We start from the raw sequence: 22,348 nt of genomic DNA on the forward strand, positions 1-22,348 counted from the left end.
TAAAATACCAAGTGACGGGCCTTCCCGCATGGTAAAGCGGCCAACCGGGTCAGGTGGGGAACCAAGCAGCCCTAACTGTGGAGTCAGTGCCGGGGTCAAGGCTCGTCACCTTATTCAAGTTGCAGCGCGCGTAGCCGCTGCCGATCAATGCGCCGGTGTCAACCGCTGCTCAACATACCGAAGCAGCCCCTCGCAAGCATCCTCCACCAGATCGAGCACATGCTCAAACCCGTCCTTGCCACCGTAGTAAGGATCAGGCACCACCGGGCTGTCATGCTTCAAGCAAAACTCCGTGAGCCTGCGCACCTTGCCTAGGTGTTCCGCTGGGCACTCTTCCTGAATCAAGGCCAGGTTGTCCCAGTCCATAGCCAGAATCAAGTCGTGGCGCTCAAAATCTGAATCCGAAATCTGCCGGGCTCTCAGACCTGAGAGGTCATAACCTCGCCTGGACGCATGCGCCTGCGAGCGCTCGTCGGGCGGGTTGCTGGGGTGGTAGTTGTGGGTGCCGGCGGAGTCGACCTGGATTTGATGAGCCAAGCCGCGATCTTTGACCTTTTGTTGGAACACGCCGTGGGCCGTCGGGCTGCGGCAGATATTGCCCATGCAAACAAAGAGGATGGAATAGGGTTTCATGGGTTGAAGGTTGAGCCGGGATTCGCCATGGAAGGCCCAAAGAACATGCGGCCTGGGGCTGCCAGAACCATTTTAGGTTTGCCACCGCCCATCCAGCCGACAAAGCCACCACTAGGCCAGACGGCCCATAGCCACAGCCACCCCATCCGTATACAGTCCATTGACGGAGACAACCATGCAATGCTGATGACCTGCATAGGAGGCCCGCTTCACGGGCTGCAAGTAGGAATTGCCGACGACGCCCTGGTGTATGACGTACAGGGCAGCAGGCCGCGTGCGCGTTATTTGCGGCAGGTGCCGTCGCAGTACTACGATCCCCGGGCCGGCCATGCCGACTCTGTGGCGTTTTTTGCGTTGAGTTCGTTGAGCGGGATGGAGGTGACCGATCTGATCATCGCCCACCTGGAAACTTTTCAGCCCGTGCCGGTTGCGTCAAAGCCGGCCTGACGGCTTCACGGACATCCCAGAAGGCAGGCAGAGAAGTTAGCCCGGCGCTAACCCGGCGTTAACCTGGCGCCATAGGCTGGGTGGCCTGCGCGCCTGGAACTGCCGGATGAGCACGCTGCCCGCGCTCCTGCGTCAGTGCCAGGTGAAGCTGGTGCAAGGCGCCCACACACTCCAACACGGTGGACTGGACCAGCTCCGCGGCCTCGCCGGCCTGCGAGTTGGGTGCTGCTGCGAGTTTTTCACCGACGCTGAGCATGAGCCTGGCCTTGACGGCGCCAAACAGCGCGTCCCAGTCGGCGATCGCGATGTCCAGCGGGTGGTCGGGTGTGAGCGCTTCGAGCTGCCGCTCGGGAAGCGAGGCGAGATGGGCGTCGTCAGCGCCCTCGCCGCTTCCTTTGGCCCAGTCGCGCAGAACATCCAGCGCTGCGGCACTGGTCGCGGGCAGCTCGCATCGGGACTCCTTCATGAGTTCAGGAGAGCTCAGCATGGTCAGCGCCGAGCGCGCCAGCAGCCTGATATTGGGAGGGGGTGAGGAAGCAAGCCGGATCATTTCAGAACCCTCGCTAAAGGAGTTGCATGGCGCTGCAACAGCGGTCGGGCGCTGCGTCTTCAAAGGTTCGCAATATCGCCGTACGCTCCTTTTTAGGCGGCCCTAGGCGATCCGTCCGTGCGGTAACGCACATCGGCCGCAAAAGGTTTTCAGGCCGTGTCGCGGGCCGCAGTTGAGCTGAAACAGGTAAACCGATGCTTTTGCCTGACAGACAGGCCCCCGCCATCCCAAAGCCGCCCCTCAATGCAGCAATTGGGTATAGGTTTTCCGGTCAGCCGCGTAACAGCTGCATGCCGCGGCTTCCAGGCCGCCGCGGTCAAGAACCTTCAATTCACCACGGTGGTATTCGATCAATCCACCGCGCTGCAGCGCGCTGGCGGCCGATGTGATGCCGACGCGGCGCATGCCCAGCATGTAGGCCAGAAATTCGTGCGTCACATGAAAACTGTCGGAATGGGCGCGGTCCTGGCTCATCAACAGCCATCGGGCCAGGCGCTGGCTCGTCAGGTGAAAACGAAGGCAGGCCGCCGATGCAGACTGCTGCGCCATCAAGACATAAAGGTAGCGGTTCAGGCCGCGTTGCAACGAAGCGCTACGCGCCAGCTCGCGCCGGAACACGGCGGTGCTGATCCGCCAGGATGCCCCCGCGCCCTGCACCACCGCATGCACTGGCGCGGTGACAACGCCCAGCACCAGTTGCGCGCCCAGCATGCCTTCACGGCCCACCATGCCAACCTCCACCCCCGGGCTGCCTTCCACCAAGGCCACGAGGGAAATGAAGCTTTCGACCGGGAAATAGACGTAACGTGTGGGTTTGCCGGGTTCACACAGCACCTCGGCCAGCGACAACTCGACGGGCTCGCAGACGGCGAGCAGGCGCAGGCGGTCCTTGCGAGGGAGAAGCTCAATGAGGTGGTTTTCGACAGGGGCCAAAATGGCTCTCCGGTGTAAGAACCTGTTCACGGTCTAAACGGGGCCGCGCAAGCACCTTCTCGGGATGGGATGCAAGGCGCGGTGCGCTGCCCATAGTGCAGCTATGGGCAAGCGCCGCAACGCCGCAGATCGCCCGAGAAGGCGCTTGCCCTCCGGGTTGGGGTGAAATCGGGCGATTGAGCCACCCAGACCCTTGCATGGGCATTAGCCCATGCGGCGGTCCTGCGCGGCCCACTCATCCCGATTGCACCCCAACGCGGCTCCGTTTAGATCGTGAATAGGTTCTATGGCCCCCGGGGAGTGCCGGGTCATGGACAAGGCCGCGCTACTGTCGTCAGTTCAATTCGGTGCCTCAGTATGCACGAGGTGTCGCCAACGCCACCGTGTGCCAGCGCACACAGCACACAACAGGCCGCACACCGGGATGCTAGGAGGCAAGTTTTTCGGGAAGCAAGCGGTCGTATTCCTTCTTGACCACGGCATAACACTCGCAGGTGCGCTGCTCCAGGCCCGGGCGGTCCAACACTGTGATGCGGCCACGCGAATAGCGGATCAGCCCGAGGTTTTGCAGCTTGGTCGCGCCTTCGGTCACGCCTTCGCGGCGCACGCCCAGCATGTTGGCGATCAGTTCCTGCGTCATCACCAGCTCATTGCTCTGCAACCGGTCAAGGCTGAGCAGCAGCCAGCGGCACAGTTGCTGGTCGAGCGAATGGTGGCGGTTGCACACCGCGGTTTGCGCCATCTGCGTGATCAGCGCCTGCGTGTAGCGCAGCAGCAGGTGCAGCACCGGTGCGCGCTTGAACTCGTCCTTGATCGCCTGTGCCTTGAGGCGAAAGCCCTGGCCGGCGCTTTGCACGACGGCGCGGCTGGGTGTGGACTCTCCGCCCATGAACAGGGAAATGCCCACGACGCCTTCATGGCCGACGACGGCAATCTCGGCCGAAGAGCCGTTTTCCATCACATAAAGCAGCGAGACGATGGCCGTGGTGGGAAAGTACACATGGTCCAGCGTGGTGCCCGACTCGTAAAGCACCTGGCCCAGCGGCATGTCGACCCACTCCAGTTGCGGCAGCCAGCGCTGCCACTCTGCCTCCGGCAATGCGGCAAGCAGCTCGTTGTCTTTGGGGTTGGAAGAATGGGCCATCGAGACACTCCGGGGCGGATCTGGCTTCGAGTTGGGCCTCTGGCAGAGATCTCGCACCGTCTTCGAAGTATAGGCACTAACGGCCCCCCGGTATGTGCGCTACCGCACAAACGAAAGTTCCCCGGCAAAGTCTACCTCCAGGGCTTTTGTGGGCCTCGGTACTACCGGCTCACTTCTTCAACCGCCTCGGTGGTCTGCAATGCATGAATGGCGATTTGTGCCGACATGAGCGCCAGTGAGGCCAGCGGATAGGTGCCGCTGATGATGCCCCGGAAGGCGACTTCCGCGGCCACGGCGTCCTGGCCCAGGCCTTCGGTGGCGGCGATGATGCATTCTTCAATGCCGCCCAGCCCGGCGTCGCCGAACAGGTCTTCACCTTCGTGGGTCACGCGGTATTCGTACTGGGTCTTGTCAAAAGAGTCGATGTTAAAGCGGACGATCATGGCAGTTCCTCTCGCGCAACGGCGAATGGTTCAGAAAATTTGCTACAAAATCAATAGCTGCTTGCGCTCGCCCCTATTGGGCTACAGGCCAAAATGGCTTAGAACGCCCTGCCCGGCAACACGCCCGCCGGCAAAACAGGCCGTCAGCAGGTAGCCGCCCGTGGGCGCTTCCCAGTCCAGCATTTCACCGGCGCAAAACACGGGCTGGGGCACTGCAGCAGCAGCAGCACCCAGCTGTAACTGCGCGCTCAGGCCCTCAAACATCACGCCGCCTGCCGTGCTGATGGCTTCGTCCATCGGCCTGGCCGCGGTGACGCGCACCGGCAGCGCCTTGATGCCGGCGGCCAGGCGCACCGGATCGGCAATCGCATCCTTGCCCAGCAGTTCGTACAACATCGCGGCCTTGATACCGTCGAGGTTCAGGCGGCTTTTCAGGTGGCTAGACAGCGAGCGTGAGCCGCGCGGGTGCCGCACCTCCACCAGCACCTGCCCGGCGGTCTTGGCGGGCAGCAAATCGAGCATAAAGGTGGCGCCGCCGTGTTCAGCGATCTCGTCACGCAGCAAGGAGGAAGCGGCATAGATCAGGCTGCCTTCGACGCCGGTGGCTGTGGCGACAAACTCGCCCTTGCGGCTGAAGCTGCGGCCATGTGAATCGGTGAAGCTGATGGCCACGGACTTGAAGGGCTGGCCGGCAAAACGGCTGGCGAAGTGTTCAGTCCAGCCGGCCTTGGTTAGCGGACTTTTCCCGATGAGTTCCTGCAGGAATTCGCGGCGGGTCTCGCCGGCATCGGCTGCTGCCTCTTCAAGCTGCGCCGGGCTGTCCGCGCGCGCTGCCACGTCGAAGCCGCAGTTGGACGGCAGCAGCGGCGCCACGGCCACGCCGCGCTCGGCCAGCAAGGGAACCCAGGCGCCGTCAGAGCCCAACCGGGCCCAGCTGCCGCCACCTAAAGCCAGTACCACGGCGTCGGCTTGTGCCAGCACCTCGCCGGCCGGCGTCGAGAACTTCAGCGCGCCGTCATCCGCCCAGCCCAGCCAGCGGTGCCGCATGGAAAACTGCACGCCGGCCAGGCGAAGACGGTGCAGCCACGCGCGCAGCAGCGGCGCAGCCTTCATGTCTTTGGGGAAAACGCGGCCCGAGCTACCGACAAAGGTTTCCACCCCCAGCGCTTCAGCCCAGGTGCGCAGCTCGGCCGGGCCGAATGCGGCCAGTAACGGCGCCAGTTGTGCAGCGCGCTCGCCATAGCGGCTCAAAAAGACCTCCGGTGCTTCGGAATGCGTGAGGTTGAGCCCGCCCTTGCCGGCCAGCAAAAACTTGCGTCCGACCGAAGGCATGGCGTCATAGACCTCGACCTTCACGGCCGCACCGGCAGCGGCCAGCACCTCGGCGGCCATCAGGCCGGCGGGTCCGCCGCCTATGACGGCAATACGCAGGGGGCCGGAAGGCGGCTGTTTCACGGGAGAGGTTGAATCGTTCAAAAGGTGTCCGTCTGCTCGCGGAGGCGAGCCAGGGTGAAGTTGGAGAAATCAAGGCCAGGCAGCAGCAGCCTTCGTAAAAAGTATCAAAGATAACTCTTCGCAGGCGAATGTGTTTGCTCTGTTTTTGATAGCTGCTTGCGCTTGGCCCTATTGGCCTGCAGGGCTAAATCGCTTAAAACAGGGGCCAGGTACAGGTTTGGCGCCGATTGGCGGCATGCGCCAATTATCACAGGCCTCACTTGCCGGCCCGCGCGCGGTGCATTACATGGGCGGCGCAAAACCATCACGGCCGACGATGACGCGCAGCGCAGTCGGCTTGCCGGCTTTTTCCTGCGCAGTGATCATCACTTTGGCGCCCGGCACCAGCAAGGCGTTTTCATCGGCCTTGCCGGGCTTGAAGGACACCACCGGCACATCCGGCGGAACGATCACGGTTTTCTCGCCGTCTTTGTAGCGCAGCGTGAGCTTTTGTCCGCCGGGCACCGACGTTGGCGCCGCGGCCAGGTCGGCCACGGTGGCATTGGTCATGGTGCTGTCGGGACGCAAGTCCCAGGGGCGGTGGCCTTCACCGGCGCCGCGCGCGGCTTCGGGGAACACCAGCACCTCCAGCGCCAGCTGGCTGCCGTCGGGCTGCGGCATGCCGGCGGTGCCGATGTAGCTGCCGGGCTTGATGTCGGCGAGCGACAGCGGGTACACCTCGGACACGTCCATCTCGGCCGGGCGCACCAGCGTGATCACTTCGCCGCTGCGTTCCCTGATGGTGAGGCTGGTCGCATCGACTTTTTCAATCGTCGCGCGCAGGCGCACCGTGGGGTTAGTCGGTGCCGGGGTTTGGGCCCATGCCAGTGGCAGGACGGCCAGGAAGGTTAGCGAGGCGGCAAGTTGCTTGAACATGGTTGTCTCTTTCTTCAGGTCGGCGAATAACATGGGGTAGAGCGCGGGCTGTGTGAGATCAATCCAGCTCGACAACAGTTCCCCGCCCCGTCAGGAAAGCTGCTTTCACCGGCGCGCCGGGGTAAATCAGCTGCACCGCCGCACGGTAGTCCTGCAGCTGCGCCACCAGCGCGGGCTGCAGCTCCGGCGCCACGGCGGATTTGTAGTCGAGCACCCACCAGTGTCCTTCGTGGCCGGCGTCCTTGCGCTGCACCAGGCGATCCAGCCGCAAGTCTTTCCCGGCGTAGACAAGGCCGACTTCGTTGCCTTGCCAGGCCACGGCTTGCGGACTCCAGGCCCAGGCGCCCTCACCCGCCAGAATGCGCCCGGCCAGGCCGGCGGCCTCGGCGACTTGTGCCGGGCTCAGGCGAAACTCGCGCGCCGCGGCCTTCAGCTGTTCCGCCGACAGCGCACCGCCCCACTCCAGCAAGCGGTGCATGGCCTTGCCGATGCGCGCCTTGAGCGAATCTTCATCAACGCGCACCGCAGCAGGCTCGGAAATCGCCATGACCTCGGGCAGTTCAGGCAGCTCGGGCAGGTAGAACACGCCCGCGTCGGCCGCATCGAGATGGGCGGCTGCAGACTCATCCGCGACCGGCGCAGGCAGCTCGCCCACCAGTGCGTGCAGACGCTGCCACCAGCTCTCGGTGGTCACGCGGTGCGGCTCGATGGAAGAGATGACCAAGGTATGCCGGGCGCGCGTCAGCGCCACATAGAGGGCGTTGAGTTCTTCGCGCTTGCGGGCGGCCTGCTCGCTGGCCAGCGTGTCGGCAGCGCAGGCGGGCGGGCGGCTTTCGCTGACCAGGAAGACAAACTTGCGCGGCTCGGTCGCCTCGCCGGGCCAGTCAACCAGCACGCCCATGCTGTCGGCGTTGCGTTCCACGGTGTCGGTGTCTAGCAGCAGCACGGCCTCGGCTTCAAGGCCCTTGGCGCCGTGGATGGTCAGCAACCTGACCGCCTCACTGCTGACGGCTGCCGGCGCCTGGGTGCCGCCGGCCTTGAGCGCGCGCACAAAACCGTAAGGCGTGGCGTAACGCCCGCCGTCCAGCGCCAGCGACACACCCAGCAGCGCGCGCAGGTTGGCCAGCACCGCGCTGCGCTGCGCCGCCGGGGCGGCAGCGCCAAAACGCGCCAGCACGTCGCCGTCGTCGTAAATGCCCTGCAGCGCATCGTGTGGCGGCAGGCGGTCCAGCCAGCTCTTCCACTTGATCAAAACAGGCCCCAGCCCTTTCAGGCCGGGCGCAAGCAGCTCCTCTTTTTGTAGCAGGCTGTACCAGGGCAGATGGTGCTCCCGCTGCAGCAGCGCCAGTTGCACCAGGCAATCGTCTGCCAGGCCAAACAGCGGCGAGCGCAGTGCGCGCGCCAAGGAAAGGTCGTGCTGCGGCGACACCAGCACGTCGAGCAGCGCCACCATGTCCTGCACTTCGCAGCAGTCGATCAGCTCGGTTTTCTCGCCCACCTGCGCGGGAATGTGCAGCGCGCGCAGTTCGTCCTGCAGCGGCAGCAGGCCTGCGCGTTTGCGTGAAAGGACCATCACGTCTTGCGGCCTGAGGCCACCGGCGACCTGCTCGGAAATCCAGGCAGCGGCCTGGCGCGCCTCGCGCGTGCGCAGGGTCTCCTCGGGCAATTCGCGCGGCGTAGTGAGGCTGTCGCGCCAGCCGGCGGCCAGCGGCGAGGCTTCCTCTTCATCCTTGTTGCGTGCAATGGGCGGAAGCCTGCCCACAGCACCGGCCAGGCCTGAAGCCGTGGTGTGTTCGCGAAAGCCGTCGTACCCATCGGTTTCACGCGCCGTGGCCATGGCCGAATTGACGGTGTCGATCACGGCTTCGGCATTGCGCCGCGTATGGTCGCAACTGAGCAAGTCGCCGCCCAAGCCGTGCACCACAAAGGCCTGCGCGGCGCGAAACACCTGCGGCTCGGCACGGCGGAAGCGGTAAATGCTTTGCTTGGGGTCACCCACCAGGAACACGCTGGGCGCGCTGCCCGCACCCGAGTAGCCGATGAGCCAGGCATACAGCGCCTGCCATTGCAGCGGATTGGTGTCCTGGAACTCGTCAATCATCAGATGCCGGATGCGGGCGTCCAGCCGCTCCTGCACCCAGCCCGAGAGAACAGGGTCGGCCAACATCAGCAGTGCGGCGCGCTCGACATCATTCATGTCGACCCAACCGCGGTCGCGCTTCAAGGCGGTGAACTGGGCGATCAACACGCGCGTCAGGCGCGCCATGCGCTGCTGGTACAGCCAGGCGTCGTGCTGCTGGCGGGCGGCCACCACACGCAGCACCAGGTCTTGCGCGATGCGCACCTGTTCGATGCCGACGATTTTTTCGCCGAACTTGCGCGGCGTGCCCTTTTCGGTCAGCAGGGCCGCGATGGCTGCCGGAAAGTCACCGGCCGTCAGCGCCTGTTCGAGCTCCACGCCTTTGGCTGAGAAAGTCGGCGCGCTCGCGCGGCCCAGCGCGATGGCGGCATCCCTCAAGGTTTGCCGGTGAAAGCGGTTGGTGCTGAGCAGCTCTTCGGGTTCATCCAGGCCGCCAAATTCGGTGAACTGAGCGCTGAAGGCCTGCACGGAGGTGTCGATCACACCTTTTTCATCGGCCAGCGTGAACTCGGTGCGCTTGTCGAGCGCGGCCTGCAAGGCTTTGTCGGCCTGGAAACGTCCATACGCCAGCACCACGGCCTCAAAGTCGGCCTTGAGCGAAGCATCAGCCGCGACGGCCGCGTAAAACCGCCGCCACACCAGCGCGCGCGCCGGCGCATCGTCTTCCAGCAGCTCGTAGTTCACCGGCAGCTCCAGGCGCTGCAGCACCGCCACCGGCGCGCTGCGCAGCAGGGCCGCAAACCAGCTGTGGAAGGTGCGAATCTGCACCGAGCGGCCGCTGGCCAGGATGGAGCGGTATAAATTTGATAGCTGCTCGCGCACGGCCTGCGCGGCTTTCAGGCCTTTTTGGCTTGAAAAGTCGACCCTGACGCCGCGCATTTCGAGTTCACGCTGCAGGGTCTCATCGTCGGCGTGGGCAAAGGCCTTGAGCCAGTCGTCCAGGCGCTCGCGCATTTCGCCGGCGGCTTTTTTGGTGAAGGTGATGGCCAGGATCTCGTGCGGCAAGACCTGCTGCCCCGGTGCGGCCGTGGCGCCGTCAAGCAAGGCCCGAACGATACGCGACACCAGCATCCAGGTCTTGCCGGCGCCTGCGCAAGCCTCGACAGCCACACTGCGCCGCGGGTCGCAGGCGATGGCGTAGAAGGCATCGGCGGAGAGCGGCTCGCCGTTGCATTCGTAAGCGGCGGCGTGAGCGATCTTCATAGTCCGACTCCCCCGGCGAGCTCAGGTGTCCCATACAAGCAGGGGCCGCGGGACTGGCTTTGCCAGACCGCAGGCGCAGCGGCCCCCTCGGGGGGCAGAGAGTTACACGAAGTGAACGAACGTGGGGGCATCAGTTTGTCCAGAAGTCCTTCCGGCATAACCCGCGGGCGGCGCAGTAGTCGCACGCCTTGCCCTCCCCTAACGCCGGCAGGGCCGCGCCGCGCGAGATACGCGCCATGTCGGTCAGGATGCTGTCGATGAGCTCGTCGCGCAGGCCGACGATGTCGGGCTGCTCATAGGTTTTGGTCGGCTCTTTTTCGCCGAGGTTGACATAGGCCGCTGCCAACGTGTCGTCGCTCATCAGGGCGGCATAAAAGGCAAGCTGGGTGTCTTCCTGGCCGTTCTTGATGCGTTCGGCCGTGGTCGTGCGCGGCTCGGTCTTGTAGTCGATCACCAGGGCGTGTCCGTCGGGCTGACGGTCCACGCGGTCCAGCTGGCCGAGCAGCGTGAGCGTACCGACGGGCACTTCGCGCCAGACTTCGGCTTCGTCGAACACCGCGCCGCTGGCTTCGTGGTCGGCCAGCCATTTCAGGTAGCCCTCGCGCACGCCGGGCCAGGCCGCGGCAAAGGGCAAAAACTCGCTGTCGCTGAGCGCCAGCTCTTGCGTGGCGCGCTCGGCCGCTATGTTTAGCATAGCTACCCGCGCTGATAGATCGGGGGTTGGCGCCGCTTTGAGGGCTTCATGAAAATGCCGCAGCAGGCTGTGCAGCCAGTTGCCGAAGTCGCGCTTGCCCAGCTCGCTTTCAAGCTCTTCGGACTCCTGCAGCCTAAGCTGGCGCAGCGCAAAAAAGCGGTAGGGGCAGCGCCGCAGGTCTTCATACGCGCTGGCCGAAAGCCGGGTGACGGGCAAGGCCTCGCCGGTCGGAAAGGGGTGCGGCGTGGGCTGGGTTGCCACGGCACGCAGGCTGCGAGGGTCGGTGGCCATGCGCTGTACCGCTTCCTCGTCCTGGTCCAGCAGCAGCTCCTGCACAAAGCCGCTGGGGATGAGGTGCTCGCCCGATTCACTGGTGCGCCAGAGCACATCAAGATGCGGTATGTGCAAGGCGTAGTGCCAGGCCTGGCGTTGGGCAGCGGCGAGCACTTCCCGGGGCGGCAGGCCCAAAAGCTCGCGTTGGCCGGGTGTCCAGGGGCCGGCAGGCTCCGGGGACACCGGCAGGCGGATTTCATCGCAGCCGGGCAGCACCACGGCCTGCATGGGCCGGCCCAGCAGCTGCGGCAGCGGCAAGATGACCACTTGCTCTGCAGGTGGATGCATAGGGGAGAACTTGCCGCCTTCCAGCGCCTGGTTGGCCCACTGCGTGAAGTCATGCAGCCGCATCACCGGCGATGCTTCGAATTCGGTCTCAGCGCCTTCGTGCAGGCGCAATACATCCAGCACCGTCTGCCCGGCTTCGTCCTGCGCCAGTGCGTCCCACTGCCCGGCGGATTGCAAAAGAGTGCGCAGGTCGCGCAGCCACATCGCCAGCGGACGGGCACGGCCGAAAGGGCTGCGCAATGCGTTCACTTCGCGCGCCAACGGCCCTGTTGCGGCAAACGCGGGCGGCAAGATGGCTTCTTCCGCAAAGTCCGGCAGGTCGCGCCAGGCGCGTACGCCGGTCTTGCGCAGCTCGGTTTCGGCGGCGGTGACCAGGGCAAAGTCGAATGCCGGTGCATTTTTCAGCCAGTCCAGCACGGCATCTGTCGATGCATCCCAAGGCATGGCGCGTAGCAGGCTCATCAGGGCGGCAGCGGCGCGAGTGGTTGAAAGCTTCCAGCCGGTTTCATCGCGCATGGCGATGCCGCGCTCGGCGAGCATGGCGCCGACACGGCGTGTGAGTTGCCGGTCCTGCGCAATCAGCGCGACCGGGCTGCGGCCTTGCGCCAGGTGTGCCAGCACGCAGGCGGCGGCACGGCCGGCTTCGTCTTCAGCGTCTTGCGCAATGTGCAGCGCGGGTGGTGCCGAGGGCTCTTCGAGCGAGATGCACAGCGGGATGGAAACCGACCGGTCGCCGAAATGCGCCTTGAGGGCTTCGGTCAAGGGGTCGGCCTGAAAGCCTTCCAGCACGGCGAACAGCTGAGGTTTCGCCTGGAAAAGCCGGTCAGTCGGATAGGCGGACGCCGCCGCCCAGGCCAGCGCGATGCGCCCCACGGCAGCTTCGAGGGCCAGCACCGGCGAATCCAGGCCAGCGCCCAGCGTCAACGCCAGCCGCTCGCTCCAGGCCCGGCGCCCGGCCGGCACCACGGCAGCGGCCACACCGGCCAGGCTCCAGGCCGCTTCGACCAGCCGGCCGGCCAGCGCATCCTGCTGGGCGCCCAAGCCGGCGCGGCCCAGCAGCGATGCGGCTGTCAGCATGTCGACCGCCACATCCATGCGCAAATCGTCGCCCGAGGGCACATAAAGGCCCAGCGTGCCGCCCAAGCCGCTGGCCCAATTCATGGTGGTTTCAAAGCGGGGAACAAAAAACGTCTCGCCCGCCTGCGCAGCCCAGGCGCGGCGCGCTTGCTGGATCAGCTGGGCATAGGGCAGCAGCACCACGGCTTCTGCGGGATGGACGCCGCGCGCCTGCACTGCTTCTGCAAGCCGGCCCATGGCCTGGTGCCAGCACAGCGCATCAGGCGCGGACCATGCGGCATCAGAGGTTGGAGCAGGTGGCATACAGAGGTTGGGGAAAAGAGGTTGGCAAGAAAGAAATGGGGCCGGAAGCCGCAAATTGAATAATCTCTATCGGGGCCATAGCCCCCGCACGCCCGACCCGGCCACTTGCTTTCTGCCACAATGACTACAACTTTAGCCGTACCGTATCGTAACCATCCTAAACAGACAAAGGAGCCGCCATGGCGAGCGAACTGATCAAACATACCACCGATGCCACCTTCGAAGCCGACGTGCTGCAAGCCTCCAAACCAGTGCTGGTGGACTACTGGGCTGAATGGTGCGGCCCCTGCAAGATGATCGCGCCGATTCTGGACGAAGTGGCCACCGGTTACGACGGCCGTCTGCAGATCGCCAAGATGAACGTCGACGAAAATCGCGACATCCCTGCCAAATTCGGCATCCGCGGCATCCCCACCCTGATGCTGTTCAAGGATGGCCAGCTTGCCGCTACCAAGGTCGGCGCCATGAGCAAGGCCCAGCTGACCGCCTTCATCGACCAGCAACTGGCCTGAGGTTTTTCGCGCTGGAAGGGAAGCACGGCACACCGCCGCTTCCCGACCGGCGCAGGTCTCCCGGCCGCTGGCCGGACGCAGGAAAAATACCCTGATTTCCTGCCTGAATTTCCTGTCATAATGTGCTTAATTCACCAGACGGCACTCGCCGCCTGGTTCGAGTTCCCGGTTTGTAAGCCATCTTCTGCGGCTTCTTTTCAAACCTCCCCCATTTCCATCAATGAACTCCGCAAGGAGTAACTCCATGCACTTAAACGAACTCAAGGCACTGCACGTGTCTGAAGTCCTCAAGCAGGCCGAAGCCCTTGAGATCGAAAACGTTGGCCGTATGCGCAAGCAGGAGCTGATGTTCGCCATCATCAAAAAACGTGCAAAAACCGGCGAGACCATCGTGGCCGACGGCGTGCTGGAAGTCCTGCCCGATGGTTTTGGTTTCCTCCGCGCTCCGGATTCAAGCTACACGGCCAGCACCGACGACATCTACATCAGCCCCAGCCAGATCCGCCGCTTCAACCTGCACACCGGCGACATGATTGAAGGCGAAGTGCGCACCCCGAAAGACGGCGAGCGCTACTTTGCCCTGAACAAGCTGGACAAGGTCAACGACGGCCTGCCCGAAGACAACAAGCACAAGGTCATGTTCGAGAACTTGACGCCGCTGTTCCCGCGCGAGCAGTTCAAGCTCGAACGCGATATCAAGGGCGAAGAGAACCTGACCAGCCGCATCATCGACATCGTCGCGCCCATCGGCAAGGGCCAGCGCGCCCTGCTGGTCGCACCGCCCAAGTCCGGCAAGACCGTGATGATGCAGAACATCGCCCACGCCATCACCGCCAACTACCCTGAAGTGGTCATGATGGTGCTGCTGGTGGACGAGCGCCCTGAAGAAGTGACCGAAATGCAGCGCAGCGTGCGCGGCGAAGTCATCTCCTCCACTTTTGACGAACCCGCCGCGCGCCACGTGCATGTGGCCGAAATGGTGATTGAGCGCGCCAAGCGCCTGGTCGAACTCGGCAAGGACGTGGTCATTTTGCTGGACTCCATCACCCGCCTGGCCCGCGCCTACAACAACGTGCTGCCCTCCTCCGGCAAGGTGTTGACCGGCGGCGTGGACGCCAATGCGCTGCAGCGTCCCAAGCGCTTCTTCGGTGCGGCCCGCAATATTGAAGAAGGCGGCAGCCTGACCATCATCGGCACCGCGCTGGTCGACACCGGCAGCCGCATGGACGAAGTGATCTTTGAAGAATTCAAGGGCACCGGCAACTGCGAAATCCACCTGGACCGCCGCCTGTACGAAAAACGCGTGTTCCCGGCAATTCACCTCAACCGCAGCGGCACCCGCAAGGAAGAGCTGTTACTTGCACCCGAAATCCTCCAAAAGTCGCGGATTTTGCGTCAATTCATGTACAACATGGATGAAATCGAATCCATGGAGCTCATGCTCAAGAACATGAAAGCGACGAAGAACAACCACGAGTTCTTCGACATGATGAGGAGGGGTGGTTAGCCCCCACGCTTTTCACTTCGCCTTCGGCTCCGTGTAATGCGCTGCCCCCCGAGGGGGCGCTGCGCCTGCGGCCCGGCAAAGCCGGTTCCGCGGCCCCGGCTGGGTTAAATCCAGCCCTTCCAAGGCTTCTGAGGCCGTTTCCACCAGAAAATCGCCCACTCATCAGGTCGAAAGTGCGCTAAGTGCTTGATTTCATGCCATAATATGCGGCTTAGCGGAAAGTGCCCAGGACTGGCTTGGTGTGGCTCCCGCAACGAATAAGGAAAGATCATGAAAGAAGGCATTCACCCCAACTACCGCGAAGTTTGTTTCCTGGACCTGTCCAACAACTTCAAGTTCGTCACCCGCTCCTGCGTGAACACCAAAGAAATGGTGAAGATGGACGACGGTCGCGAACTGCCCCTGTACAAGCTCGATACGTCCAGCGAATCGCACCCTTTCTACACCGGCACGCAAAAATCCGTGGACAACATGGGTGGCCGCGTCGAGAAATTCCGCAACCGTTTCGGCAAGACCGCAGCCAAAGAGGCCGCACCCGAAGCTGCGAAGTAAGCTGCCGGATAAGCTGCGAAAAAACTTTCGCCAGCCTGCAAAAAAGCAGCCTGAATTTCAGGCTGCTTTTTTTTCGGCAAAATTTGCCAGGTCCCGCGATGTGCCTCAGCCTGGTTTGACGCAGAATCACCCGTAGCCAAGACTGAACGACCTGACAGCAGCCGCGCTCCCTTTCGATCTCCCAGATCTATCCGACCCATACGTTTTGAATAAACCGTCTCCTGCCATCATTGCCCAGTCCGCTGTGCGCCGCCTGCCGCGACTCGCACTGTTGCTGTTTTGCGCAGCCTATGCGCTGCCAGGTTTTCTCGGGCGTGGCCCCTGGAAAAACGAAGACATTGCTGCGTTTGGCGTAATGCGTGAACTCGCCTCCATGGCGGGCAACTGGCTGCGTCCACAACTGCTGGGCCAGGTCACGGAATTCGACGCCCTGGTGCCATATTGGTTAGGCGCATTCGCCATCAAGGTCTTCCCCTTTCTGGATCCGGCATGGGCTGTACGCATTCCATTTGTAGGACTGCTGGTTTTGACGATGCTGGCCACGTGGTACGCCGTCTACTACCTGGCGCGCAGTCCTCAAGCGCAGCCAGTCGCCTTTGCTTTCGGCGGCGAAGCCGGCCCGGTCGACTATGCCCGGGCCATTGCCGATACCGCCCTGCTGGCGCTGATTGCCAGTCTTGGCCTGGCACAGCTCTCCCATGAAACCACACCGGCCCTGGCGCAGCTCGGCTTCACGGCACTGGCCTTTTACGCCATGGCCGCAAGCCCCTACCGCCCGGCCACCAAGATCCTGGGGCCGGCATTCGGCCTGCTGGTCGGGCTTGCAGGGCTGGCCCTGAGCGGCGCGCCCACACTGGCACTTCTGATTGGCATGGGCGGAGCGTTGGTGGAATGGACCCACATGCGCTGGGGCACCGGCCAGTCCGACCCTGCGGCCAGGCAGCAGTCATGGCACTGGGTGCTGCTGATCACCGGCATCACGCTGCTGGTAGCACTGTTGGCCTATGGGCTGAACCTGTGGCGCTGGAGGATTCACCTGCCCGGTGCGGACGGTCAATCGGCCTTGAAAGACTGGCGCAGCCTGGGACGCCTGCTGCTGTGGTTTACCTGGCCGGCCTGGCCGCTGGCGATGTGGACACTTTACCGCTGGCGCAGGCAACTGGCCAGCCGCCATGTCGCCTTGCCATTGTGGTTCGCCGCGATGGCCGTGGCCGCCACGCTGACGACCACAGCCTCGGACCGCAGCCTGCTGCTGAGCCTGCCGCCGCTGGCAGCGCTGGCTGCCTTCGCGCTCCCCACACTCAAACGCAGCGTGGCCTCGTTGATTGACTGGTTCACACTGCTGTTTTTCACCGGCTGCGGCATCATCATCTGGGTGGTCTGGATTGCCATGCAGACCGGCGTTCCGCGTCAACCCGCAGCCAACGTCGCCAAACTCGCACCGGGGTTTGAACCCAGCTTCTCGTGGCTGGCATTCCTGGCCGCACTGCTGGCCACCTTGGCCTGGGCCTGGCTCGTCAAATGGCGCGCCGGCGCGCAGCGTGCGGCCATCTGGAAATCGCTGGTACTGCCTGCCGGCGGCGCCACCCTGTGCTGGCTGCTGCTGATGACACTCTGGCTACCGCTGCTCGACTACGCCCGCAGCCTTGCGCCCCTGTCGCGCCAGATCGCAAATCTCGTCGACAAAAGCGCCTGCGTTGAGATTTACGGCGTAGGCAGTGCGCAGGCCGCCGCGCTGCAGTACCACGGCGGGCTCGAGCTCCGGCAAGCCGGAACGCAGGCAAGCTGCCCCTACCTGATTGTGGATGTCGAGGCGCAGCCAACGCTCAGCCGCGTCGTTAATTTGCCCGATTGGGCCTTCCAGGCGACAGTGCGCCGCCCCACGGACAAGACTGAAAACGTCCTGCTGTTCAAGCGAGTGGGGCTTCCCCGCCCGAATTCAAGAACCAGCCCTTGAGCGAACTCAAGATCATCAGCCAGCACGCGGGCACCGTGCTCGTCGGGCAACTGGCCGTCATGGCCTTCGGTGTGGCCGACACGGTGATTGCAGGCCGCTACAGCGACGAGGCCCTGGCCGCGCTGTCGGTAGGGTCGGCGCTTTACATCAGTGTTTACGTCGGCCTGATCGGCATTGTCCAGGCGCTGCTGCCCATCTGGGCCGAAATGATGGGCGCGCGCCGCCATGAGGCGGTAGGTGCTTCGCTGCGCCAAAGCATGTACCTGTGCGGTTTTATCGTGGTGGTGGGCATGGCCGCGATGCTCTTCCCCGGGCCCCTGCTGCGCTGGGCACAAGTGCCTGAACTGATGCGTGACGAGGTACAGCATTACCTGGCGGTGTTGGCCTTTGCGTTCGCACCATCCCTGCTGTTTCGCATCTACAGCACCTTCAACCAGGCACTGGGCAAGCCGCTGTTGGTCACCTGGCTGCAGGTCGGCGCCCTGCTGGTCAAGATCCCCCTGTCTATCTGGCTGGTGGCCGGCGGTGCCGGCGTAGAACCCATGGGCGCTGTCGGCTGCGCATGGGCCACGCTGATTGTGAACTACCTGCTGCTGGCGCTGGCCATCGTGATGCTGCGCACACAGAGGCTGTACCAGCCCTATCGCATCTGGCAACGCATGGAACGGCCGGACTGGCTGCAAATAGGTCACTTCGCCAGGCTCGGCATTCCCGGCGGCCTGGCTTATCTGGTGGAAGTGACGTCATTCACGCTGATGGCTCTCTTCATCGCCCGCCTCGGCACCGTGGCCTCCGCAAGCCACCAGATTGCATCCAGCGTGGCTGCGGTTCTCTACATGATGCCGCTGTCCATGGCCATCGCGTGCAGTGCACGTGTCTCGTTCTGGATAGGCGCGGGACGCCCGGATTACGCCAAACGCGTGGTGCTGCTGGGGCTGAAGCTCACAGGGCTCGCGGCGCTGACACTCGCGGCCGTGGTTTCAATGGCCGGCCCCGTGCTGGCAGGCTGGTACTCCGGCAACCCGGAAATTGTCGCGCTGGCCTCCGCTTTGCTGGTGTGGGTTGCGTTCTATCACGTCGCTGATGCAACACAGGCCCTGACGGCCTTTTTGCTTCGCTGCTACCGCATCACCATTGCGCCGCTGGCCCTTTATGGCGTGCTGCTCTGGGGCCTTGGGCTTCTGGGTGGTTACCGTCTGGCTTACGACGGCATTGCAGGCCGGGCCGCGACGCAGTCCGCCAGCAGTTTCTGGGCGGCCAGCACGCTCGCCATCGGCCTCGTTGCGGCATGCTTTCTGGCCCTGTTGTGGCATGCGGTCAGGCGCAGCCTGAAGGTGACTCAAACGGTTTGAGTCCGGCGAACCCGCACGACGGGAAAGATGATGGAAAAGCAGGAGCCGTGCCCCGGTTCACTTTGAATATTGAGTTCAGCACCGTGACGCTGGGCCACATGTTTGACGATAGCAAGGCCGAGGCCGGTGCCCCCGGTTTCACGTGATCGGCTGCGGTCAATACGGTAAAACCGTTCCGTCAGGCGGGGCAGGTGCTCGGGCGCGATACCCGGCCCGCTGTCCTTGACCTTGAACTCACCACGCCCGTCCGCCAGCAGCGTCCAGCTGACGCGGACCAGACCTCCCTCGGGCGTGTAGCGCACCGCATTGGTCACCAGATTGGACATCGCGCTATAAAGCTCGGTCTGAACCCCGGCAATTTCGGTGCCTGGTCCCTGGTCAAATTCCAGCTGGTGGCCCTGCGGCGCAATCACCAACGACAAGGCCCTTGCCTCCTGCTCTGATTGGGCCATCAGCGCACTGACGGTCATCCAGTCATTGGCACCCGGAAACGGGCTGCCTTCCAGCCGCGACAGGGTCAGCAGGTCATTCACCAGCGTTTGCATGCGCTGCGATTGCTGCGACATCAGCGCAAGGTAGCGGGCCCGCTCCGGCTCCTTGAGCGGCAGCGTCTGCAGGGTTTCGATAAAACCCGACAAGACCGTCAGCGGCGTGCGGATCTCATGCGACACATTGGCCACGAAATCGCGACGCATGGCTTCTGCCAGCTCCACGGCCGTGATGTCCCGCGACAGCAGCAACTTGCGGTTTTTGCCATAGGAATGTACATGCACCGACAGCTTCACCGGACGGGCCGGCGTGCTGAAGTTGCCGGGGATCACCACGTCGTGCGAGAAATCACCCGCTGCCATATAAGCTTTGAAGGCCGGGTCACGCACCAGGTTGGCGATGTGCTGCAGCACGTCGCGCTGGGCGTCAAAGCCGAAGTGCTGGCTGGCCATCTGGTTGCACCACTCGATACGGCCTTGCGCGTCGAGCAGCACCACGCCGCTCGGCGAGGCTTGCATGGCCGCCAGGAATTCATCGAGGCGCGCCTGGCTTTCCTGCAACTGTTGATCGCGATTCTTGAGCAGCCGGCGGGTCCGGTCCACGACCTCGCCCCATACACCGGGAAGGCTGGGGGCGCTGCCTGCCATCACGGCTGGCGCGTCGTTGTTCTGTTCGGTACGCAGCCAGCGCAGCAGGCGGCCGATATAAACGCTGTCGATCACCAACCAGAGCATCGCTCCCACTGCCAGCCCTATGCCCAATCCGAAGGTCAAGCCGTTTGCGGTGCGCGCCCAAAAGCCCAAACCGCCGCCGGCAAGCATGCAGGCAGCGAAAATAATCCAGCGGTTGATCATGCGCTGGATTGTGCAGCAGCGACCGGGTTGTTGGCGGCCATCGCCGTCAGCCGGTAACCTGCGCCGCGCACGGTTTCCACCATGGTGCCCGCCGCGCCCAAGGCCTCGCGCAGGCGCTTGACGTGGACGTCAACGGTGCGCTCTTCAATGAACACATGGTCGCCCCACACCTTGTCGAGCAGGGAACTGCGGCTGTGCACGCGTTCGGCGTGTTTCATCAGGTAATGCAGCAGCTTGAACTCGGTCGGGCCCAGCTTGAGCTCCTGGCCCAGGTAAGAGATGCGGTGCGTGGCGGCGTCCAGGACCAGCCCGCCCACCGTCACGCTGTCGTTCACCGACTCGGGCGCGCGGCGGCGCAGCACGGCGCGTATGCGCGCCAGAAGTTCCTGGGTAGAAAACGGCTTGGTGATGTAGTCGTCGGCGCCGGCATCCAGTCCGGCCACCTTGTCGGGTTCGTCACCGCGTGCCGTCAACATGAGTATGGGAATGCTCTTGGTACGCGCCTGCTTGCGCCAGTGGCGCGCCAGCGCCAGGCCGCTTTGCCCCGGCAGCATCCAGTCGAGCAGGATGGCATCGGGCAACACAGCGTCGAGTTCGCGCTGGGCCGACACACTGTCTTCCGCCACCACGGGGTCAAAGCCGCCATGCCGCAGGTTGACCGCAATCAACTCGGCAATGGCCGGCTCGTCTTCAACAATCAGTATGCGTGGCAGGTGTTTCATGATGAATATTCGTTCAAAGGCAAAGACACCGAAGCGCCCATGCGGAAAATCCCCCCGACAGTTGCAAGCTCTTCATACCAGCAGGGGCCGCGGGACTGGCTTCGCCAGACCGCAGGCGCAGCGGCCCCCTCGGGGGGCAGGAGGCTACACGAAGTGAGCGACCGTGGGGGCTCATTTCACGGCGGATTCAATCTGTTCCATCGGCGTGTGCCGCACGTCGGCGCCCTTGACGATGTAAATGATGAATTCTGCGATGTTCTTGGCATGGTCGCCCACGCGCTCGATGGCCTTGGCCACAAACAGCAGGTCCAGGCTAGGCGAAATCGTGCGCGGGTCTTCCATCATGTAAGTGATGAGCTTGCGCACAAAACCGTCGAATTCCTGGTCGATCTGGTCGTCTTCCTTGAGGATGGAGACCGCAACCGCGGTGTCCAGCCGGGCAAACGCGTCCAGAGCCTTGCGCAGCAGGCCGGAGGCGAGTTCCGCCGCGATGCGCAGGTCGGATGAAGGCAGGGCCCGGGCCGAACCGCTCTCGATGATGGACTTGACCATACGGGCAATCTTTTCGGCTTCGTCGCCGGCACGCTCGAGGTTGGCCGTGGTCTTGGAAATGGCGATCAGCAGACGCAGGTCGCGAGCCGTAGGCTGGCGCCGCGCAATGATGGACGACAGCTCGCGGTCGATGTCGATTTCCATCGCGTTGACGCGCGATTCGGTCTCGATCACCTGGTTGGCGCTTTCGGCGCTGAACTGGGACAGCGCATAGATGGCCAGGCGAATCTGCGACTCGACGAGGCCGCCCAACTCCATCACGCGCGAAGAGACGCCGTTGAGTTCGCTGTCAAACTGGGTCGATAAGTGTTTATCAGGCATGTTTTTCCCTTTGAATTTATTCGCCGTCGCGATCAGGGCCGCAACGCATGAGCCACTCAGTGCCAGGCCAGCAGGCGTCGCTGAACCGGCTTTGCCGGGCAGCAGGCGCCGTCCCCCTGAGGGGGATTCCGGCTACACGCAGTGAGCCGAGACAGGGGGCAACTTGGTTCATCCGAAACGGCCGGTGATGTAGTCTTCGGTTTCTTTACGTTTTGGCTTGAAGAACAAGTCTTCGGTGGCGCCAAACTCAACCAGGTCGCCCAGGTACATATAGGCGGTGTAATCACTGCAGCGGGCAGCCTGCTGCATGTTGTGCGTCACGATGACCACCGTGTATTCGTTCTTGAGCTCGGCAATCAGTTCTTCCACCTTGGCGGTGGAAATAGGGTCCAGCGCCGAACAGGGCTCGTCCAGCAGCAATACTTCAGGCTTGATGGCGATGCCGCGGGCAATGCACAGGCGTTGCTGCTGGCCGCCCGAGAGGCTTGAGCCGCTCTGGTTCAGCTTGTCCTTGACTTCCGTCCACAGCGCGGCCTTGCGCAGGGCCCATTCCACACGCTCATCCATGTCCGAGGCGTTCAGGCTTTCGAACAACTTCACGCCAAAGGCGATGTTGTCGTAGATCGACATCGGGAAAGGCGTGGGCTTCTGGAACACCATGCCGACCTTGGAGCGGATCAATGCCACGTCTTTTTTGGACGTCAGCAGGTTCTCGCCGTCGAACATGATTTCACCTTCGGCGCGCTGCTCAGGATAGAGCTCATACATGCGGTTGAAGATGCGCAGCAGCGTGGACTTGCCGCAGCCCGAGGGGCCGATGAAGGCCGTGACCTTCTTCTCGGGAATTTCCAGGTTGATGCTTTTGAGGGCGTGGAACTTGCCGTAGTAGAAGTCGAGGTTCTTGACCGAAATTTTCGATTGTTCGCGTGATGCAGTAGGGGTATCCATCTGTGACCTTGTTGTGTTGTGTGG

General features: G+C 63.4%; 19 protein-coding genes and 1 other RNA gene. 7 read left to right on the forward strand and 13 right to left on the reverse strand.

Annotation, left to right across the window (positions count from 1 at the left end; translation table 11 throughout):
* Positions 1 to 13 precede the first annotated feature (13 nt).
* An RNA gene (gene ffs / locus AC1DYQ_RS09110) (signal recognition particle sRNA small type) lies at positions 14 to 110 on the forward strand.
* Between the two features lie 34 nt (positions 111 to 144).
* Here ffs and AC1DYQ_RS09115 read toward each other — a convergent pair.
* Positions 145 to 633: a low molecular weight protein-tyrosine-phosphatase gene (locus AC1DYQ_RS09115; protein WP_477686521.1), complete on the reverse strand. Its 489-nt coding sequence runs from the start codon at positions 631 to 633 to the stop codon at positions 145 to 147.
* A gap of 186 nt (positions 634 to 819) precedes the next feature.
* Between AC1DYQ_RS09115 and AC1DYQ_RS09120 the strand changes: the two genes are divergently transcribed.
* Complete coding sequence (locus AC1DYQ_RS09120; protein ID WP_477686522.1) at positions 820 to 1,080, forward strand: hypothetical protein; 261 nt, start codon at positions 820 to 822, stop codon at positions 1,078 to 1,080.
* A gap of 58 nt (positions 1,081 to 1,138) precedes the next feature.
* Here AC1DYQ_RS09120 and AC1DYQ_RS09125 read toward each other — a convergent pair whose 3' ends face one another.
* The 8 genes from AC1DYQ_RS09125 to AC1DYQ_RS09160 all read right to left on the reverse strand — a co-directional run bounded on the left by AC1DYQ_RS09125 (position 1,139) and on the right by AC1DYQ_RS09160 (position 12,558).
* A complete protein-coding gene (locus tag AC1DYQ_RS09125) occupies positions 1,139 to 1,630 on the reverse strand; it encodes a hypothetical protein (RefSeq protein ID WP_477686523.1) in 492 nt (163 codons plus the stop codon).
* 240 nt (positions 1,631 to 1,870) lie between these two features.
* Positions 1,871 to 2,563: a Crp/Fnr family transcriptional regulator gene (locus AC1DYQ_RS09130; RefSeq protein ID WP_477686524.1), complete on the reverse strand. Its 693-nt coding sequence runs from the start codon at positions 2,561 to 2,563 to the stop codon at positions 1,871 to 1,873.
* A gap of 427 nt (positions 2,564 to 2,990) precedes the next feature.
* Positions 2,991 to 3,707, reverse strand: a complete 717-nt coding sequence (locus tag AC1DYQ_RS09135; RefSeq protein ID WP_477670878.1) for a Crp/Fnr family transcriptional regulator — start codon at positions 3,705 to 3,707, stop codon at positions 2,991 to 2,993.
* A 161-nt stretch (positions 3,708 to 3,868) separates the two neighbouring features.
* Positions 3,869 to 4,150 carry a hypothetical protein gene (locus tag AC1DYQ_RS09140; RefSeq protein WP_477686525.1) on the reverse strand — a complete coding sequence of 94 codons (282 nt, stop codon included), beginning with the start codon at positions 4,148 to 4,150 and terminating at the stop codon, positions 3,869 to 3,871.
* Positions 4,151 to 4,231: 81 nt separating this feature from the next.
* Positions 4,232 to 5,605: a TIGR03862 family flavoprotein gene (locus tag AC1DYQ_RS09145; RefSeq protein ID WP_477686526.1), complete on the reverse strand. Its 1,374-nt coding sequence runs from the start codon at positions 5,603 to 5,605 to the stop codon at positions 4,232 to 4,234.
* A gap of 282 nt (positions 5,606 to 5,887) precedes the next feature.
* Entirely contained in the window at positions 5,888 to 6,520 is a 633-nt protein-coding gene (locus AC1DYQ_RS09150) for a hypothetical protein (protein ID WP_457278648.1), read from the reverse strand.
* Between the two features lie 58 nt (positions 6,521 to 6,578).
* Positions 6,579 to 9,863, reverse strand: a complete 3,285-nt coding sequence (locus tag AC1DYQ_RS09155; RefSeq protein WP_477686527.1) for a UvrD-helicase domain-containing protein — start codon at positions 9,861 to 9,863, stop codon at positions 6,579 to 6,581.
* A 130-nt stretch (positions 9,864 to 9,993) separates the two neighbouring features.
* Positions 9,994 to 12,558, reverse strand: a complete 2,565-nt coding sequence (locus tag AC1DYQ_RS09160; RefSeq protein ID WP_477686528.1) for a PD-(D/E)XK nuclease family protein — start codon at positions 12,556 to 12,558, stop codon at positions 9,994 to 9,996.
* Positions 12,559 to 12,737: 179 nt separating this feature from the next.
* Here AC1DYQ_RS09160 and trxA point away from each other — a divergent pair, with 179 nt between their 5' ends.
* The 5 genes from trxA (at position 12,738) to AC1DYQ_RS09185 (ending at position 18,438) form a co-directional block, all read left to right on the forward strand.
* Positions 12,738 to 13,070: a thioredoxin TrxA gene (gene trxA, locus AC1DYQ_RS09165; RefSeq protein ID WP_077594529.1), complete on the forward strand. Its 333-nt coding sequence runs from the start codon at positions 12,738 to 12,740 to the stop codon at positions 13,068 to 13,070.
* A 244-nt stretch (positions 13,071 to 13,314) separates the two neighbouring features.
* Positions 13,315 to 14,577, forward strand: coding sequence for a transcription termination factor Rho (gene rho, locus AC1DYQ_RS09170; RefSeq protein WP_348050341.1), 1,263 nt, complete (start codon positions 13,315 to 13,317; stop codon positions 14,575 to 14,577).
* Positions 14,578 to 14,847: 270 nt separating this feature from the next.
* Positions 14,848 to 15,129 (forward strand): type B 50S ribosomal protein L31, encoded by a 282-nt coding sequence (locus AC1DYQ_RS09175; protein ID WP_457278651.1) that lies wholly within the window; start codon positions 14,848 to 14,850, stop codon positions 15,127 to 15,129.
* Positions 15,130 to 15,334: 205 nt separating this feature from the next.
* Positions 15,335 to 17,086, forward strand: coding sequence for an ArnT family glycosyltransferase (locus AC1DYQ_RS09180; RefSeq protein ID WP_477686529.1), 1,752 nt, complete (start codon positions 15,335 to 15,337; stop codon positions 17,084 to 17,086).
* Positions 17,083 to 18,438, forward strand: coding sequence for an MATE family efflux transporter (locus tag AC1DYQ_RS09185; RefSeq protein WP_477686530.1), 1,356 nt, complete (start codon positions 17,083 to 17,085; stop codon positions 18,436 to 18,438). The genes AC1DYQ_RS09180 and AC1DYQ_RS09185 overlap by 4 nt, the downstream gene beginning before the upstream one ends.
* On the opposite strand, the gene phoR is transcribed toward AC1DYQ_RS09185, so the two are convergent.
* The 4 genes from phoR to pstB all read right to left on the reverse strand — a co-directional run bounded on the left by phoR (position 18,426) and on the right by pstB (position 22,324).
* Positions 18,426 to 19,781: a phosphate regulon sensor histidine kinase PhoR gene (gene phoR / locus AC1DYQ_RS09190; RefSeq protein ID WP_477686531.1), complete on the reverse strand. Its 1,356-nt coding sequence runs from the start codon at positions 19,779 to 19,781 to the stop codon at positions 18,426 to 18,428. The two genes, AC1DYQ_RS09185 and phoR, sit on opposite strands and share 13 nt — an antisense overlap.
* Positions 19,778 to 20,503 carry a phosphate regulon transcriptional regulator PhoB gene (gene phoB, locus AC1DYQ_RS09195; protein ID WP_431096707.1) on the reverse strand — a complete coding sequence of 242 codons (726 nt, stop codon included), beginning with the start codon at positions 20,501 to 20,503 and terminating at the stop codon, positions 19,778 to 19,780. Before phoB ends, phoR begins: the two co-directional genes overlap by 4 nt.
* Positions 20,504 to 20,674: 171 nt before the next feature.
* Positions 20,675 to 21,376 (reverse strand): phosphate signaling complex protein PhoU, encoded by a 702-nt coding sequence (gene phoU, locus AC1DYQ_RS09200; protein ID WP_411879881.1) that lies wholly within the window; start codon positions 21,374 to 21,376, stop codon positions 20,675 to 20,677.
* A 168-nt stretch (positions 21,377 to 21,544) separates the two neighbouring features.
* Positions 21,545 to 22,324 (reverse strand): phosphate ABC transporter ATP-binding protein PstB, encoded by a 780-nt coding sequence (gene pstB / locus AC1DYQ_RS09205; RefSeq protein WP_457278655.1) that lies wholly within the window; start codon positions 22,322 to 22,324, stop codon positions 21,545 to 21,547.
* Positions 22,325 to 22,348 lie beyond the last annotated feature (24 nt).

The organism is Polaromonas sp. P1_F4 (genome assembly GCF_056405675.1).

Coding starts and splice junctions, on each gene's coding strand:
- AC1DYQ_RS09115 (WP_477686521.1), bottom strand. CDS start 633: ATGAAACCCTATTCCATCCTCTTTGTTTGCATGGGCAATATCTGCCGC.
- phoR (WP_477686531.1), bottom strand. CDS start 19,781: ATGATCAACCGCTGGATTATTTTCGCTGCCTGCATGCTTGCCGGCGGC.
- AC1DYQ_RS09135 (WP_477670878.1), bottom strand. CDS start 3,707: ATGGCCCATTCTTCCAACCCCAAAGACAACGAGCTGCTTGCCGCATTG.
- phoB (WP_431096707.1), bottom strand. CDS start 20,503: ATGAAACACCTGCCACGCATACTGATTGTTGAAGACGAGCCGGCCATT.
- AC1DYQ_RS09140 (WP_477686525.1), bottom strand. CDS start 4,150: ATGATCGTCCGCTTTAACATCGACTCTTTTGACAAGACCCAGTACGAA.
- AC1DYQ_RS09160 (WP_477686528.1), bottom strand. CDS start 12,558: ATGCCACCTGCTCCAACCTCTGATGCCGCATGGTCCGCGCCTGATGCG.
- AC1DYQ_RS09150 (WP_457278648.1), bottom strand. CDS start 6,520: ATGTTCAAGCAACTTGCCGCCTCGCTAACCTTCCTGGCCGTCCTGCCA.
- phoU (WP_411879881.1), bottom strand. CDS start 21,376: ATGCCTGATAAACACTTATCGACCCAGTTTGACAGCGAACTCAACGGC.
- trxA (WP_077594529.1), top strand. CDS start 12,738: ATGGCGAGCGAACTGATCAAACATACCACCGATGCCACCTTCGAAGCC.
- pstB (WP_457278655.1), bottom strand. CDS start 22,324: ATGGATACCCCTACTGCATCACGCGAACAATCGAAAATTTCGGTCAAG.
- AC1DYQ_RS09155 (WP_477686527.1), bottom strand. CDS start 9,863: ATGAAGATCGCTCACGCCGCCGCTTACGAATGCAACGGCGAGCCGCTC.
- rho (WP_348050341.1), top strand. CDS start 13,315: ATGCACTTAAACGAACTCAAGGCACTGCACGTGTCTGAAGTCCTCAAG.
- AC1DYQ_RS09175 (WP_457278651.1), top strand. CDS start 14,848: ATGAAAGAAGGCATTCACCCCAACTACCGCGAAGTTTGTTTCCTGGAC.
- AC1DYQ_RS09120 (WP_477686522.1), top strand. CDS start 820: ATGACCTGCATAGGAGGCCCGCTTCACGGGCTGCAAGTAGGAATTGCC.
- AC1DYQ_RS09125 (WP_477686523.1), bottom strand. CDS start 1,630: ATGATCCGGCTTGCTTCCTCACCCCCTCCCAATATCAGGCTGCTGGCG.